Below are 15670 nucleotides of genomic sequence, written 5' to 3'. Positions count from 1 at the left end.
CCGCCAAATAGCGGTGCTTGGAGAAAAGTTGGCCAGCGCGCTTGCGCAAATAGGCAGCAGCCTCGGTGCGTGCTTTGCCAAACAGGATCAGGATTTCCGCTGCCACAGCACCATTCTTGGTCAAGCCGAAACTTAAGGCATCCACCCCTGCCCGCCAGGATAAGTCACTGGCTGAAGCCCCTGTTCCTGCCACAGCATTGGCAAAACGTGCGCCATCCACATGGAGAACCCAGCCTTGCTTGGCGCACACGGCACTGATGGCCCGCAAATGATCGGGGCTATAGGCCTGCCCACTTTCACTCAAATTGGTCAAAGTCACCGCACGGGGCTGAAGGCCATGAACGAAATCTGGGCTATGGCGCGCGGCCGCAGCCTCAATCTCTTCTGGCTGAACCAGAAGCCCGGTTGAGCCCAAAGCTACGAGGCGAGAGCCGCTGGTGAAAAATTCAGGACCATTGCCTTCATCCTCCAGCACATGAGCATGGGGATGGGCCATGATCGCTGCCCAAGGCGGGCAAAGGGCCGACAAGGCCAAGCCATTGGCTGCCCCACCGGTTCCGACAAAATAGGCATCGAGGTCGCGGGTCTCAAACACCTGATAAAGCAGGTCGAGAGCCCGGCCGGTCCACGGATCATCGCCATAGCTGCCACAGCGCCCCGAATTAGCGGCCAGCATGGCTTCTAAGACGCGTGGATGGGCCGATGCCTGATTGTCAGAGCCAAACATTAAGCGAGTCCCGCATCCGCGGAAGGCCGCGCTTTCACAGCATCGCGCCAGCGCGCAATGTTGGGATGGATTTCCCACGGCTTGAACTTGACCAGCCGTGCAAACTCAATTGCGGCAAAAGCTGTGATATCAGCAATTGTGAAGCGGTTGCCCGCCACATACTCGCGCTCGGCCAGATCGGCATCCAACCAGACCATCGCCGCTTTTGCCTTCTCCGAAGAGGCATCGGCGAAGTCCTGAATTTGCGGCTTTTCCAATACCGCCAACCCCGGATGGCCATGGCGAACCCAATTGGCTAGCGGCAGAAGGACGCCCCATTCAACTCGGCGGTCAAACATTTCGATAAAGGCCTTTTCCTCTGGCGTCTCGCCCATGAGATTGGGCTCTGGGTGAAGATGTTCGAGGTAAGAGCAAATGGCACGGCTTTCGGTCAGAAAGCGGCCGTCATCTAATTCCAGCACCGGCACCAGACCCATCGGGTTACGGCCCAAATGGTCGGGCACTTTCGTCTCGGTGGCGAGATCGAGTTGTACCCGCTCAATCGTATCCCAAAGATCCTTCTCGGCCAGAAACATATGAACCCGACGCGGATTGGGGGCGAGCTTTGCCGTATAAAGTTTCATCGCGCTACCTCGAATTTTTAGTGGACAAACACGCCCATGGGCAAAGCTGCCACAATGGTCGCCGACAAGCAGGTCGCCAAAAATCCGGGGATCAAGGCCTTCCACGCAAGCTTAAGGATTTCGTTGCGCCGCTCTGGCATCAAAACCGTCATGCCACCGGTCATGATCCCAATGGAACCGACATTGGCGAAGCCGCATAAGGCATAGGTCATGATCATGCGTGAACGTTCGCCCAAGGCTTCTGCGGGAATATTGCCGAGTTCAATGAAGGCGACAAATTCGGTCAAGAAGAGCTTGGATCCAAATAGGCCGCCCGCCTTCTGCATGTCTTCGGCTGGAATACCAATGATCCAAGCGAGCGGTGAAAAGAGATAGCCAAAGATGCGCTGTAGAGTCAGTGGGCCGCCCCATTGGTCGCCAAACACAGTTAGAAGGCCATTGGCAATCCAGACGAAGGACACAAACACCAACAAGAAGGCACCAACATTGACGACCACCATCATGCCGTCCTGCACACCCTTCGTGATGGCATCCATGGTCGATTCATATTTCAGCGCTGAGCTATAATCCATGCCATCCACATATTGGCCGGGCTGCTCTGGGATCATGATGCGGGCCAGCAAAATCCCTGCCGGTGCGGTGATGATGGAGGCGACCAATACATGGCCTGCCGCATTGGGCAAAGTAGGCGACAAGATGGCCGCATAAGCCACCATGGTTGACCCCGCGACCGTGGCCAAGCCCACCACCATCATCATAAAGAGCTCTGAGCGTGAGAGCTTATCGAGATAGCCTTTGATCACAATCGGGCTTTCAACCATGCCCATGAAAATATTGGCTGCAGTTGCCAAGGCAGACGCCCCGCCCAACCCCATGGATTTCTCAAACAAATAGCCAAAGCCACGTGTAACCCATTGCAGGATTTTCCAATGCCACAAAACCGCTGATAATGCGGAAATGACAAGTATGAGCGGCAGAACTTGAAACGCAAAGACGAACGGGGGTGGCGCGCCGGGCTTGGCCAATTGATACGGGGCTTCCCCACCGCCCAAATAGCCAAACACAAATTTGGTGCCTTCGATCGTCGCGGCATTGAGACCGTCGACTGCCGCGTTGACCCCGTTCAAGAAGCCTTGCGAGGCTGGAACCGCAAATAAGAGAACCAACAGAAAGGCTTGTACCGCCATCGCGCCCAAAGCCAGCCGCCAGGGGAAAGTTTTACGGTTCTCGCTCATCGCCCAACACAGTGCGATAATCAGACCCGCACCGAGGATCGCGCGTGCATTGTCCCAGCCCCATTCCATATCGACTACCCCATTTTATTCTTGGCTTAGACTTCCTGCTTAAGGCGGAGAAAGGCAATGGGGAAGCGCAATCGACACACTGCTGCAGCCTTCCGTGTCAACGCCAAGCTTGACGCGATTTGTTGACAAGACTTTCAGCATTTTGAGCTATGGTCAGCAATGTGAGCAGGCCTTTATATCATCCAGCGGCGGACTTTTTCGCCCGCGCGCGTTCATTGGCCGGGAAAGCCCCCGCCGATGGTCAAGCGGGCGTGCATAATCCTGACAATCGACTCAAAATCATTCTGATCGATCTCGCGATCACGCTGTATCTGTTCTGCTGCTTTGGTTCGACCGTCGCCTTTGTGATGAAGGTGCAGCATTTAAAGGAGGCCCCGAGCTGGTCTCTCTTGATCTACGCGCCGACGGTGCTCTTGACTGCCCTTGCTGTGGCGTACAAGCCCCACATGGCGTTGCGCACCGCATTGGTTGGTGGGCCATTCTTCCTTTTCATTCTGTGGACCTTTGCAAGCTTCCAATGGTCGAACCAGCCAGATTTGACGCTCCGGCAGGGCCTATTGATGTGTGTGACCTATGGGGCAGCCTGTATGGTCAGCCAATATTTGAGTTGGCTGCGCCTTGCTCGTGTCCTTGCAGGCCTCTTCACCCTGCAAGCCGTAGTGTCTGCTGGCCTAGCCATCCTCACCCCACAATGGGGTGTCATGACAGAAATCTATCCGGGCGCTTGGTCAGGCATCTGGAGCTTTAAGCAGACTTTGGGTGTTGCTATGGCCGTGGCCTCAGGCGGGGTGATGGGCTATGCCCTAATGCAACCCAAAGCCGTTTTCTGGACAGCCCCTGCCCTCGTGATCATCGCGCTGTGTGCGATCAAAAGTGAAGCAACTACGGCCATTTTGGTGACGGGGCTTGCCATGGCATTGCCAGTGGCCGTGTGGCTTGCCCAAAAACATCCCAGTGCTGCAGTGCTATCTGTTTGGGCCGTGGTCTCGGGTCTCGCGGCTTTATTTTTGGTAATCACCATCCTTGCCCCGCTTGTATTCCAGCTTTTGGGCAAGGCTCCGACCTTGACAGGGCGCACCGATATTTGGCGCGCCTTGGCCGAACCGATTGCAGAGCGACCCTGGTTTGGCTGGGGTTATCAAGCCTTTTGGACCGATACATCCCTGACCAGCCCGGTCGACCGGGTAGAATCCATAATGGAAGGCTTCAGGCCTCCCGATGCGCACTCCACGCCGATGGATATTCGCTTACAATTGGGCCTAGTCGGGCTGATCCTGATTGGTTTAACCTTCGCAAGGACCTGGCTGCAAATCCTACTGCAAGCAGGCAGAGAGCCAGCCATGATGCCAGTGATCGGCATTTTCACGGCGATCACCGCCATGGCATTCACCGAGTCCATCGGCCTGTATCCGATGGATGGCATGACTTTGATTGTGCAATTGGTGATCGTGAAAACGGCCCTGTCGGCTTGGAACTACCGCGACCGGGCGCAAGGCAAACCTGTGTTGGTTTAGCGCGACCGATGGTTTGCGTTCGAAATGGGGTTTGTTTTGAAATCGAACCTTCCCGCCACCGCCCTGGTGGAGCAAGCTCACACCAGGCGGGGCTAGGAATGGCGCGAGCGACGGGGCTCGAACCCGCGACCCCCGGCGTGACAGGCCGGTACTCTAACCGACTGAGCTACGCCCGCGCTGTTTCCTCAAACCGTTGCGTCACCGCTTCGGCAAGGCGGGCGTGATAGACTCCTCCCCTCAATGGGTCAAGCGATCATCGCAACTTCGTTGCAGGAAAACTGTAATGAATAAATGTGCCCGTGCCCGTTAGCTAAGCGAGGCCAAGCATTCTTGGGCAAAATTGACCTTTCGTTGCTTTAATTGACTAGTGAATTCCGCCAGACCCCTGATTGGGTTTGGCGCGCGAGAGCAACGGAATCACGAGTATCGATAAGGCCAAAAAGCCTGCGATCAGAACGAACAGATTATTGAACGTCATGACGGCCGCTTCTCGATTGAGCATTTGCACTTGTTGAGCCAAGGCTGCCGTCTCAGGATTTGCGACGCCATGCGCTGCCAAATTGGCCGCTGATGCTGCCAGTCTGTCAGCTAATAGCGGATCCCCAACATTCATGGCAGAGCCAAGCTCTGTGCGATGGAACACGGTGAAATAGTCATTCATGGTCGACAAGACCGCCAAACCAATCGCGCCCCCCAAATTCCGCGTCAAGTTGAACAGTCCGGAGGCGCTCTGGATCTTGTGCGGTGGCATCGTGCCCAAGGCGATGGTCGAGAGCGTCGCAAAGCACAGAATCAAGCCACTGCCACGCATTGCTTGCGGCCAGAAGAAGTCCCAGAAGCTCGATTGGGCTGTCAAATGCGCCTGTAGGAGGCAGGAGCCGCCAACAAGGCTAGCCCCCACAAAGATGGCCAGCCTTGGATCAACCCGCATGATAAGTTGCCGAGCAAACGGCGCGCTGATCAGCATGAAAACCCCAGTCACAAACATGACTTGGCCAATCTGGAGTGAGTTGTAGCCACGAACTTGGCCCAAGAATAAAGGTTGCAAATAGACAGACCCATAAAGGCCGATGCCGACCGTAAAGGCTAAAAGGGCGCAGACAGCAAAGTTCCGGTCTGTAAAGGCATCGAGCTTCACAATCGGCTCCTCCAAGGTGAAGGCGCGCCAGAAGAACACCCCCCCGCCCGTCAACATCGTGGCCAGGAAAAAACCAATCTCACTGCTGGCCAGCCAGCCCTGCCTTGGACCCTCTTCGAGGACGATCTCCAACGAGCCAAGGAAGACCGCCAAAGCGATCAAGCCAATAATGTCGATGCGGCGTAGCAAGGGCCAGTCAGGGGTCTTGAGTGGGATCAACATGAAACAGCCGACCGCGCAGACAATGCCCGGCACCAAATTGACTAAGAATAGCCAGTGCCAGCCAAGCGCGCTGGTGATAAAACCGCCCAAGGCTGGACCCATCGCGGGGGCCGAAGTCATAATCATGCCCATCATCACATTGACGGTCGCTCGATCCTTCTCGGCGAACAGTAAAAAGCCCGCTGCAAAAGTGGTGGGCATCATAAACCCGCCCATAAAGCCCTGGATGATCCGGAAGAAAACCAAAGTCCCGATATTCTGGGCAAACGCGCAGCCAAACGACGCTAAGGTAAAGCCTAACGCCGCAGCTGTGAACAAATTTCGGATCGATAGCGCCCGACCCATAAAGCCCGATAGCGGGATCGCGATGACTTCAGCGACCAGATAGGAGGTCTGAATCCAAACCAATTCATCGGCACTGGCCGAAACCCCGGCTTGAATTTCCCGTAGCGAGCTTGCCACGATCTGAATATCCAAAATGGCCATGAAATTGCCCAAGGCCATACAGGCAAAACCGATCCAAAGGCCCACAGTTGGCTTAGGATAGATCAGCCCTCCCGGTCCCGGCGGTGGGGGGGAGGTTGTGGCCGTGGGGGCCTCCCCGCTCACTTCTGGGCCACCTTGGGCGATGCCTCAACTTTACGCGTATCCACATCAACCACCGTTGAAAGCCCGGGACGTAGGAAGCCTTTGGCCCGCCATTCTGGGTCAATCATAATCCGAACAGGAACCCGTTGGACAATTTTTGTGAAATTGCCGGTCGCTGTGTCCGTTGGCAGAAGCGAGAATTGCGACCCTGATGCCGGCGCGACGCTTTCGATCGTGCCGGTGACCTTTTGATCCGGGAACGCATCAACCTTAAAGGTCACCTTCTGGCCCGGTGCCAATTTTCCGATCTGGGTCTCTTTGAAATTAGCGACCACATAGACCTGATCGAGCGGCACCAAAGCCATCATGATGGTGCCCGGGCGCACAAGTTGGCCCACTTGCACCGTACGATTGGCGACAATGCCCGAGACAGGTGCAGTTACTTGTGCATAGCCTTGGCCCAGCTTGGCCGCATCGAGGCGGGCTTGGGCAGCGAGGACCGCAGCATCTGCAGCTTGGATAGAGGCCTCTGCCGATCCGATCGCACTGCGCCCAGATACGGCACCAGCCGCGGCAGCTTGCGCCTTCGCCGCAGCGCTCTCTGCACCCGATTGCGCCCCTAAGGCGCCAGCACCAGCCGAACCCACGTCATTGCTGGACTTCGAACGTGAAGCGCTCAAGACCGCCACTTGTTGACGGGATACGGCAACCGCAGCGCGGGCTTCGGCGACACGGGCGGCCGCCGCACTGGCTTGGGCTTCGACTTGATCCATGCGGGCCTGGGAGACAAAGCCTTGCTTGGCCAAAGCGGCAAAGCGACCTCGATCGGCTTCTGCGACTTGATTGGCAGCCTCTGCGGCGCGCAACGAGGCTTGGGCTTGGACGACGAGGTCCGATTGGGTGGTCACTTGCTCGGTTGCAATTGCCACGCTGAGTGTGCGGCCGCGGGCTTCGGAACGGGCTTGATTAGCCAGTGCCACAGCCTGCCGAGCCCCTGCGGCAGACGCCATGGCTTCTGCCCCCATACGATTGGCTTCGGACGCAATGCGGCGGGCTTCAGCCCGTGCGCGCACGGCCTCTGCCTTAGCGCGCGCCAGATCGGCTTCTGCGGCCGCCACGCTGGCTTGGCTGTCGCGCGGGTCTAGGATCACGAGGGATGCACCAGCCAACACGCGCGCATTGTCATGGGCGTCAATCTTGCGGACATAGCCTTCAGTCTTGGCGGCCACCATCGTGATATCGGCCCGCACATAAGCATTATCGGTCGAGATATGGTGACGGCCAACCAGCAGCCAGCTCCCAATGGCCCATAGAGCGCCAAGGCCGACCACGCCGCCAATGGTGGTCAAAATAGTCTTTCGGTTCATGGCTTAACTCCGGCAACATGCTGCGACGGGACGGCCGCAATGCCATTTAAAAACAAGTCGAAAATAGCCTCGACCAAAACTTCCATCGGTTGGCCGGCATTATGGGCTGGGAACGCCTGCCTGCGCAGAATTTCAAACACCAATGGCGACACTAACGCGCGGGCAGCCAAGAGCGGCTCAACCTGACGAAACAAGCCTGCATCGATGCCCGCTTGAATGAGTTCGACCAGCGCGCCTTGGGTCCGTTCAATCACGGTACGGTGGTAGAATTCGGCCAAGTCAGGAAAGCGTAAGGCTTCGGCCAAAATGATGCGGGGCAAAGCTGCCACCCGTAAATCATGAAACGACGTCGCCCACATGCGCGCCACAAGGCGCAGGCCAGCAATGGGATCGCGCTTTTGATCCTTGGCTGCGGTGTCAAAATGGGCCTGAAGGACACCAATCCTCTGCTCGACCAGCGCCTTGAACACATCATCCTTGGAAGGAAAGTAGAGATAGATCGCCGCTTTGGAGAGGCCCGCTGCCTTGGCGATGTCGTCCATACGCGTTGCGGCAAAGCCATTTACCGCAAACACATCCAGTGCAGCTTCCAGCACCTCATCTGGCCGCGCCTCAGGTTTGCGCGTCCACTTTGGCTGGCTCGAGCTGGGGTCGATCACGTTCATGTGATCTATATAACTGACTGGACAGTTAGTTGTCGAGCATTTTCGCAATCACGGTCGCAGCAGATATTGCCGCACCCGAGCGTGACTTAATCAAGCAAGTTCAGGACATGATAGGCGGTGCGCAACAGGCACGACATTTGTGCGCCATAAAAGTCATACAAATTCGCCAAAGCCTTGGGTGTGAACACAACGTGCCCCTCATCCGCCCACCTTAGCAGATTGGCATTCACTGCCGCATTCAAGATCCGGCGAATATGCACGGTTGAGACGTTGAAGCGCTCTGCCAGTATCGATGGATTTAAGGGAACCGGCTTTGGCGAGGGGAAAACCTCATCCCGATGAAAGCTCAAGAGATACCACAGGACTTGCGAGCCCGCAGAGCGATTGACGAAAATCTGCGTGATTTCAGGGAACCGATTAAGGGCCTCCACATCATCAGCCAATTCGTCGATCTGCGAGGCACAAATCGCGTCAAAAATCGCATCATCCTCCAAGTGATCCAGCAATTTTCCAATGCGCAGGTCAAGCAATTCAAGGGAAGTAAAGATCGCTTCTAACTGCAAGCGCCAAGCGGCGATAAAGGTTGGATTGACCTTATAGATTGTCGTGCCATTCGCGCTCTTTTGCCCCCAGACATCGACATAACCCAAATAGCGCAAGAACAAGAGGACGGCGCGGGCGCGTCCCGCACTTAACAATCCAAACCGAGCACAGAGCGCCTTTAGCTTCACGAGGGTGACCCCCTCTTCCCGCATGGAGACGGCGCACATGGCGGCCACAAACCGGCCTGCGTCTTTAAAGATACCGTCGACGGCCCGGTCTTGGTCACTCATCACCAACATCGTGGCCGCCCAGCGCCGAGCGGCATCAACAAAGCCATCAAATTTGTGGACTTCATGGCGACTCAAAACCAACGCCGGCGCGGCTGCACGAGAACTGGAAGCCTTCGCTATCGTATCACTGGCTTCGAAAGTGAGACTTTCCTGCATGCTATGACTCTATTTTTATTTGCCTGTTTTTCAAGCCGTTACCAATAAGAAATGGCTAAATCAAAAATGTTTCTTGCGCAATCTGGAACCAGCATATTTTGCTGCAGTCTCAAGATTTTGCCTGTTTGAGAGATGTTTATGATGCACAATCGATCCTTTGCCCCCCTCCTCCTTCCAGTCGTTCTGGTTCTCGCCGCTTGTGGCAATGCCAATGCACCCGACCCGGCGCGAACCTTGCAGATCGGAAACTTCGCAGAGCCCGGTACGTTGGACCCGAACAAGATGGATGGTGCTTGGGAAGGTCGCATTGCTGATGGGCTATTCATGGGCCTCACTACCAATTTGGCGAATGGTGACATTGCCCCTGGGATGGCAACTTCTTGGACCACCAGTCCGGACGGCTTGACGTGGACTTTCAAGCTGCGCGACGCCCAATGGTCAGATGGAACGCCTGTCTCAGCGGCAGATTTTGTTTCTGGCATGCAGCGTCTCATGACTTCAGTGCCAGCATCATCTTCGGTTAGCGTCTATTTTTTCATTGAAAATGCCGAGGCCGTTCGCAGCGGCAAAATGCCTGCAAATGCTTTGGGGGTTCGTGCACTTGATCCCAAAACCGTAGAATTCAAATTGAACCGACCGGCCCCCTATCTACCCCGCTTACTCAGTTGGGCGAACGCGGCACCCGTCCCACGACACATCATAGCATCTTATGGCGAGGCATGGATAAAACCCGAACATATGGTGGGCAATGGCCCTTATCTGCTCAAAGAATGGAAAGCGGGCGACTTCGTCCATCTGGTCAAGAACCCAAAATTTTTTGATGCCGCTTCCGTTTGCCTCAACGACCTTTATTTCTATCCAACCAAGGATGTGATTGCCGCAGAACGAGCAGTACGTTCTGGCAAATTGGATATAAATTTTGACTTCTCAGGCTCCCGCCTCGCGGAGATCAATAAGAATATGCCGGGCTATGCCCATGTCACCCAAGGCCAGCGTACTTCCTACATTAACTTCAATATGCGTCGGCCTGAGTTTAAAGATTTGCGGGTGCGGCAAGCCTTGTCCATGGCGGTTGACCGCGACTTTATTGCCTTGCAGGTGCTGGCCGATGGGTCAGAGCCCGCCTATTCCATCGTGCCGAAGGGGATCAAAAGTTATGCAGGGGGCACGGTTACACTTGCCTCAAAAGGTCAATCGCAGGATGTACGGGTCGCCAAGGCCAAAGCCCTTTTGGAGGCAGCTGGCTATGGCCCCAATAAGCCCTTAGTCCTGACGTTTGCCCACCGAAATTCAGGCGAGGTTCCAAAGATTGCGCCTGTCCTACAAGCCAATTGGCAGTCGATCGCCCCTTGGGTCAAAATCACGCTTCAAGGCAATGACAATGCCATCCATTATGCTTCGCTCCAAAGAGGTGATTATCAGTTTGCCGACGCGAGTTGGGGAACCATTACCAGTGATGCAATCGAGCATTTAGAGATCATCAGAACAGGCGGCGGCTCCAATGATGGCGCATTCAGTGATCCGGTTTATGACAAACTATTGGATAAAGCCGCACGCACAGCAGATATCAAACAACGCGAAGAGACCTTCCTGGAAGCCGAGGCACGCGCTTTGGACCAATTGGGGATCACGCCAGTCATTTTTGACTCTATGCGCCAACTCGTGAACCCGAGAGTCACGGGCTATCAAGTCAATGGAACCGGAGACAACCCCTTCCGCCTCATGTGCACGAAAGAGGCACAGGCCGCCAAGTAAACGCCAGGGATGACGGCTGATCCGAACTTTGATTCTGGGGAAATGGTGGGCGGTGACGGTCTCGAACCGCCGACCCTCTCGGTGTAAACGAGATGCTCTTCCAACTGAGCTAACCGCCCCACGCCGCTTCCATAGGGGCTGGATGGGGTTTCTGGCAAGGCCCCTCGTGCAGCCATGAGCGGGCTGGAAGCAGAACCCCAACCCGGATTGGTCGATAGAAAAAGGCCCCGACATGCCTGTCAGGGCCCTTTCCTGCTTCGTATTTGTTCCAGCCTAATGCGCGGTGGCTCCGCTTGGATCACCGGCGTCCGGTAGACGCTTAGCGAGAGCCGCGGCGGCATCCTCTGGGTTCCAATCAATCGCGACGATGGGTCGGGTCAGGGCATGAACCAGAACTTCATCAGCAGTCGAGACCGGAATAATGGTCAGGCCCTGTTTCACATTCTCTGGAATGTCTTCGAGGTCCTTCTCATTCTCTTTCGGGATCAACACGGTTTTGATGCCAGCCCGCAGGGCCGCCAACAGCTTTTCCTTCAAGCCACCAATCGGCAGGACGCGACCGCGCAAAGTGATCTCGCCCGTCATCGCGACCGAGCGCGAGACTGGATTATTGGTCAACAGGCTGACGATGGCTGTCATCATGGCAACCCCTGCCGATGGACCGTCCTTGGGCGTTGCCCCTTCGGGCACGTGTACGTGGATGTCGGTCTGGTCGAACAAGGTCGGTTTGATCCCAAAGTGCGGCGCGCGCGCTTTGACATAAGAGCTTGCGGCCGAGATGGATTCCTTCATCACGTCACGCAGATTGCCGGTCACCGTCATCCGACCCTTACCGAACATTTGTACGGCTTCAATGGTCAATGTATCGCCACCCACTTCGGTCCAAGCAAGACCGGTGACGGCACCCACTTGATCCTCCGTCTCTGCCTCGCCAAAGCGAACCTTGCGTACGCCCAAATAGTCTTTGACGTTCTCAGCCGTGATGGCGACGGTTTCTTTCTTCTTCTGGCTGATTTCGCGCACGGCCTTGCGGGCCAGATTGGCGATTTCCCGCTCAAGGCTACGGACACCGGCTTCGCGTGTGTAATAGCGGATCACTTCACGCAAGCCTTCGTCGGACAGCGAGAATTCACCTGCGCGCAGGCCATTGGCGTCGATCTGCTTTTGCAGCAAGTGCCGCTTGGCGATCTCAACCTTTTCATCTTCGGTATAGCCGGGAATACGGATGATCTCCATGCGGTCCAGCAAGGGCTGGGGCATGTTGAGTGAGTTGGCCGTGGTCACGAACATCACGTCGGACAAGTCATAATCGACTTCCAGATAATGGTCGTTGAACGTGCTGTTTTGTTCGGGGTCCAAGACCTCCAACAAAGCCGCTGCCGGATCGCCGCGATAATCGGCACCCATTTTGTCGATCTCATCCAACAAGAAAAGCGGATTGGCGCTCTTTGCCTTTTTCATCGATTGGATGATACGGCCGGGCATCGAGCCAATATAGGTGCGGCGGTGACCGCGAATTTCCGACTCGTCACGTACCCCGCCCAAGGACACGCGCACAAAATCGCGCCCGGTCGCTTTGGCGATGGACTTGCCCAGCGAGGTTTTACCAACCCCTGGCGGGCCTACGAGACACAGGATCGGGCCGCGAAGTTTATTGGTGCGTGCACCCACAGCCAGATATTCCAAGATGCGCTCTTTGACTTTTTCCAAGCCATAATGATCGCCGTCGAGCACCTCTTCAGCCGCGTCAATATCCTTCTTGGTTTTCTTTTGCTTGCCCCAAGGCAAAGCGAGCAACCAATCGAGATAATTGCGCACGACGGTGGATTCCGCCGACATCGGGCTCATTTGCTTGAGCTTTTTCAACTCCGCTTCAGCCTTGGTGCGGGCTTCTTTGGAGAATTTGGTTTTGCGGATTTGGTCTTCCAACTCCTGAAGCTCATCACGACCTTCGTCTTGCTCGCCAAGTTCGCGCTGAATGGCCTTCATTTGCTCATTCAAATAATAGTCGCGCTGGCTCTTTTCCATTTGCCGCTTGACGCGGTTACGGATGCGGCGCTCAACCTGCAAGACGCCCATCTCGCCTTCCATAAAGGTGAAGATGCGCTCTAAGCGCTTGGTCGCGCTGAAGATCTCAAGCAATTCCTGCTTCTGTTCCAACTTGATCGCCAGATTGTCGGCAATCACGTCAGCAACTTGACTGGCGGTTGGCAATTGGCCGAGGCCAGAGACGATTTCGGGCGGGATTTTGCGGTTGAGCTTTACGTAGTTTTCAAACTGCTCAATCGCCGTACGCGAAAGTGCCTTTGCCTCTGGGCTATCGGCGTCGATATCTTCGATTTCGGTGACTTGAACCGTGAACATAGGCTCGGTCGCGTCAAAGCTCTCAATCGAAACGCGCGATTTGCCTTCAACCAGAACCTTCACGGTGCCATCGGGCAATTTCAACAATTGCAGCACCGAGGCGATGACACCAATCTTATGGACGTCACCGGGGCCAGGATTATCGGCGCTGGCGTCCTTTTGGGTCGCCAGCACAATTTCCTTATCGCTGCGCATCGCTTCTTCCAGCGCCCGAACCGACTTTTCACGCCCAACAAACAAAGGCGAGACGCGATGCGGGAACACGACGATGTCGCGCAGGGGCAGAAGCGGCAGAATACGTGTCTTGGTCATTCAGTTTCCTTAGACTTAGCCTGAGACGTCCTAATGTTTCTTTGGGGCGCAACTTTGATCCAAGCGGATCAAACTGCGCTCCACGGGGAGATAGGGCGCCGTGTTGCGGTCTTTTGCAAGTCCGCGATGATGTTAGTCCACAAATGGATGCGCCTAAGCCTGCGTTCAAGGCCCCACCTGTTTCCGTGATTGAAGGACGGCGATTGGTAGTTGAAATTTGCATGCGTTGAGCGAAGCCCGCGCCATCAAATCGTGCAAGTAGGGACTAGAAAGCGAGGCCATCCTTGGTCATCTTATCTACTGGGATTTGGAAGAACGCATCGCAAGTTGAGGCTTTCGGGAATTAGGGGACAAGGGTGACCGAAGAAAAGCAAAGCGTCCCTTTAAGATTGATCATCTTCGTCGTGCAGGCTTTTGTCGCAACTGCATGTACCCTGAGCATCCTCCTGTTTGCAGCCATTTACGTGGCTGCGATTGTTCAAAGTCCAAACTTGAAAGCGCAATCCGCATGCACGGAAGAAAGTCCTGATTTCCCTTGGTGTTGGCCGCCTGTTTCAAGCTATGCTCAAGAGGAAAATCCGCCAATCTCAGAAGCGCGGCGCGGGCAGCTGCGCACAGCCCTCCTGCGTGCTTTTCCAGAAGCTGACAGTCACGCCCTGATTGACCAGCCAACGACTGAGGCAACCAGTCCTGAAGCGGGGATTAAATTTCGACAAGCAGAGAGCTTTTCGTGCAGCAAGATCGGGCCTGCCGCTTTGCTACAAGAGCGCGCGACCATCACCTATGAGAAGGTGAAGCTCAATTGCCTTGTGCCGGATTCGGGTACGAGAGAATTGCATGCTGACCGCTCAGACATTTATGCCTCCGGCTGTGGCGCACCAGATTGGTGCCCAGACAACGGTCGGCTCCAGCCAGTCGGGGCCAAATTGCCGCCTATAGACCACCCACGAACCCACTGCGCCGGACGACCACAAACTGACCTTCGTGAAATCATGAGCCAAAAGACCTGTGACCATGAAACCCTTATCGTATGGGCGAAAAGAGGTGATGCTACCGCAAGTCTGACATTCTACACCCGCTTCATTGATCTGCCCAACTACCAAAACGATCCGATCATCAATTCTATCTCAAACGACGAAGCGTTTCTTTGGCTGGTGCAAGCCGCCATGCCAGCTGAAAATTTCAATCCAAATAACGCGCCGTGCGCCAACTCTGGAGCCGGAGTCCGAGATGCAGCTTGCGCCAATTTTGGCTTTCCAGAGGCACAAATCCAACTTGCCGCAGAGATCTATTTGACTTCGGACCGGTCGCCGGGCTGGGACGAAGTTGCAAAAGAATTGATCAATTTTGCCTCCGCGAATGGCCATCCGGATGCGGCAGCACAAGTGAGTACTTTAGTCAGCCAAGCGACACCTTAATGCCCAAAATCGTTCCTTGCCTCACACCGCGGGGCACCCTAGGGTCCAAGAAAAAGAGGCCGTCAAACGCCAATCTGGAGGAATAAATGCGCCCTAAATCAGTATCTCTGATCATCTTAGCCTGCGCCTTGGCTGGCCAAGCCCAGGCTAAGCCACAAGGTCTTGAAGCCAGCATCACGCGCACGACTTATGGCATCCCCCATATCACGGCCAAGACTTGGAAGGGCATTGGATATGGTGTTGGCTATGCTTATGCGCAGGACAATTTGTGTATGTTGGCCGAAGATTTTGCGACGGTGGCGGGCGAGCGGTCTCTGCATTTTGGTGCCAAGGAGAAAACGACACTCGGCTTTGACCCGCTGGACAATCTGGCCTCTGACACCTTTTTCCGCTCCAATTTGGATCTAGCGAAACTGCGCCGTGAGGGCTTGAAGACCAGCAAGATCTCGCGCGATCTGACTGAAGGCTATGTCGCCGGCTATAACCGCCTGTTGCGGGACTTGGGACCAGAGCGCGTGCCAGAGGCCTGTCGGGGCAAGGCGTGGGTGCGCCCGATCACCACCGATGACATGCTGCGCTTGACCGAAAAAAATGCCCTGCGCGGGGGCGCTTTGGTCCTGGCCCAAGCCATTGCTTATGCCGCCCCGCCTCAAGAGGTGAAGGCTGAGAAAGTCGCCTCCATTG

General features: G+C 55.6%; 12 protein-coding genes and 2 tRNA genes. 4 read left to right on the top strand and 10 right to left on the bottom strand.

The genetic code is table 11. The features are described 5' to 3' along the window. The 3 genes from ACOVRA_RS07015 to ACOVRA_RS07005 form a co-directional block, all read right to left on the bottom strand. The coding region (locus ACOVRA_RS07015; protein ID WP_421719654.1) for a threonine aldolase family protein at window positions 1-727 on the bottom strand (727 nt) is incomplete at its 3' end. After that, window positions 727-1350 carry a glutathione S-transferase family protein gene (locus tag ACOVRA_RS07010; RefSeq protein ID WP_421719653.1) on the bottom strand — a complete coding sequence of 208 codons (624 nt, stop codon included), beginning with the start codon at window positions 1348-1350 and terminating at the stop codon, window positions 727-729. The genes ACOVRA_RS07010 and ACOVRA_RS07015, both read right to left, overlap by 1 nt. A 17-nt stretch (window positions 1351-1367) precedes the next feature. Beyond that, window positions 1368-2654 (bottom strand): NupC/NupG family nucleoside CNT transporter, encoded by a 1287-nt coding sequence (locus ACOVRA_RS07005; protein WP_421719652.1) that lies wholly within the window; start codon window positions 2652-2654, stop codon window positions 1368-1370. Window positions 2655-2815: 161 nt separating this feature from the next. Between ACOVRA_RS07005 and ACOVRA_RS07000 the strand changes: the two genes are divergently transcribed. Then, window positions 2816-4168, top strand: a complete 1353-nt coding sequence (locus ACOVRA_RS07000) for an O-antigen ligase family protein (RefSeq protein WP_421719651.1) — start codon at window positions 2816-2818, stop codon at window positions 4166-4168. 99 nt (window positions 4169-4267) lie between these two features. Here the strand turns inward: ACOVRA_RS07000 and ACOVRA_RS06995 are convergent. From ACOVRA_RS06995 to ACOVRA_RS06975, 5 genes are all read right to left on the bottom strand, one after another. Then, window positions 4268-4344, bottom strand: a tRNA-Asp gene (locus ACOVRA_RS06995). A 188-nt stretch (window positions 4345-4532) separates the two neighbouring features. Then, the gene (locus tag ACOVRA_RS06990) at window positions 4533-6137 is read right to left on the bottom strand and encodes a DHA2 family efflux MFS transporter permease subunit (RefSeq protein WP_421719650.1); all 1605 of its coding nucleotides are present in this window, start codon (window positions 6135-6137) and stop codon (window positions 4533-4535) included. Next, window positions 6134-7483: an HlyD family secretion protein gene (locus ACOVRA_RS06985; RefSeq protein WP_421719649.1), complete on the bottom strand. Its 1350-nt coding sequence runs from the start codon at window positions 7481-7483 to the stop codon at window positions 6134-6136. Before ACOVRA_RS06985 ends, ACOVRA_RS06990 begins: the two co-directional genes overlap by 4 nt. Further along, complete coding sequence (locus tag ACOVRA_RS06980; RefSeq protein WP_290803491.1) at window positions 7480-8148, bottom strand: TetR/AcrR family transcriptional regulator; 669 nt, start codon at window positions 8146-8148, stop codon at window positions 7480-7482. The genes ACOVRA_RS06985 and ACOVRA_RS06980 overlap by 4 nt, the downstream gene beginning before the upstream one ends. An 86-nt stretch (window positions 8149-8234) precedes the next feature. Further along, a complete protein-coding gene (locus tag ACOVRA_RS06975; RefSeq protein ID WP_421719648.1) occupies window positions 8235-9137 on the bottom strand; it encodes a hypothetical protein in 903 nt (300 codons plus the stop codon). Between the two features lie 138 nt (window positions 9138-9275). Between ACOVRA_RS06975 and ACOVRA_RS06970 the strand changes: the two genes are divergently transcribed. Continuing rightward, window positions 9276-10892 (top strand): peptide ABC transporter substrate-binding protein, encoded by a 1617-nt coding sequence (locus tag ACOVRA_RS06970; RefSeq protein WP_421719647.1) that lies wholly within the window; start codon window positions 9276-9278, stop codon window positions 10890-10892. A gap of 43 nt (window positions 10893-10935) precedes the next feature. On the opposite strand, the gene ACOVRA_RS06965 is transcribed toward ACOVRA_RS06970, so the two are convergent. Then, window positions 10936-11011: transfer RNA gene (locus ACOVRA_RS06965), tRNA-Val, on the bottom strand. 154 nt (window positions 11012-11165) lie between these two features. Then, on the bottom strand, window positions 11166-13568 hold the full coding sequence (lon, locus tag ACOVRA_RS06960; RefSeq protein ID WP_421719646.1) for an endopeptidase La: 2403 nt from the start codon (window positions 13566-13568) through the stop codon (window positions 11166-11168). Between the two features lie 356 nt (window positions 13569-13924). Between lon and ACOVRA_RS06955 the strand changes: the two genes are divergently transcribed. Together ACOVRA_RS06955 and ACOVRA_RS06950 are read left to right on the top strand one after the other, a co-directional pair. Then, window positions 13925-14986: a hypothetical protein gene (locus ACOVRA_RS06955; RefSeq protein ID WP_421719645.1), complete on the top strand. Its 1062-nt coding sequence runs from the start codon at window positions 13925-13927 to the stop codon at window positions 14984-14986. A gap of 86 nt (window positions 14987-15072) precedes the next feature. Then, on the top strand, window positions 15073-15670 hold a 598-nt coding region (locus ACOVRA_RS06950), incomplete at its 3' end, for a penicillin acylase family protein (protein ID WP_421719644.1).

Source organism: Aquidulcibacter sp. (assembly GCF_049239865.1).
Classification (GTDB): domain Bacteria; phylum Pseudomonadota; class Alphaproteobacteria; order Caulobacterales; family Aquidulcibacteraceae; genus Aquidulcibacter.
Note: the sequence above shows the minus strand (reverse complement) of the source record. Positions and strands in the feature narration are given on the sequence as shown.

Coding starts and splice junctions, on each gene's coding strand:
- ACOVRA_RS07010 (WP_421719653.1), bottom strand. CDS start 1,350: ATGAAACTTTATACGGCAAAGCTCGCCCCCAATCCGCGTCGGGTTCAT.
- ACOVRA_RS07005 (WP_421719652.1), bottom strand. CDS start 2,654: ATGGAATGGGGCTGGGACAATGCACGCGCGATCCTCGGTGCGGGTCTG.
- ACOVRA_RS06985 (WP_421719649.1), bottom strand. CDS start 7,483: ATGAACCGAAAGACTATTTTGACCACCATTGGCGGCGTGGTCGGCCTT.
- ACOVRA_RS06980 (WP_290803491.1), bottom strand. CDS start 8,148: ATGAACGTGATCGACCCCAGCTCGAGCCAGCCAAAGTGGACGCGCAAA.
- ACOVRA_RS06975 (WP_421719648.1), bottom strand. CDS start 9,137: ATGCAGGAAAGTCTCACTTTCGAAGCCAGTGATACGATAGCGAAGGCT.
- ACOVRA_RS06970 (WP_421719647.1), top strand. CDS start 9,276: ATGATGCACAATCGATCCTTTGCCCCCCTCCTCCTTCCAGTCGTTCTG.
- lon (WP_421719646.1), bottom strand. CDS start 13,568: ATGACCAAGACACGTATTCTGCCGCTTCTGCCCCTGCGCGACATCGTC.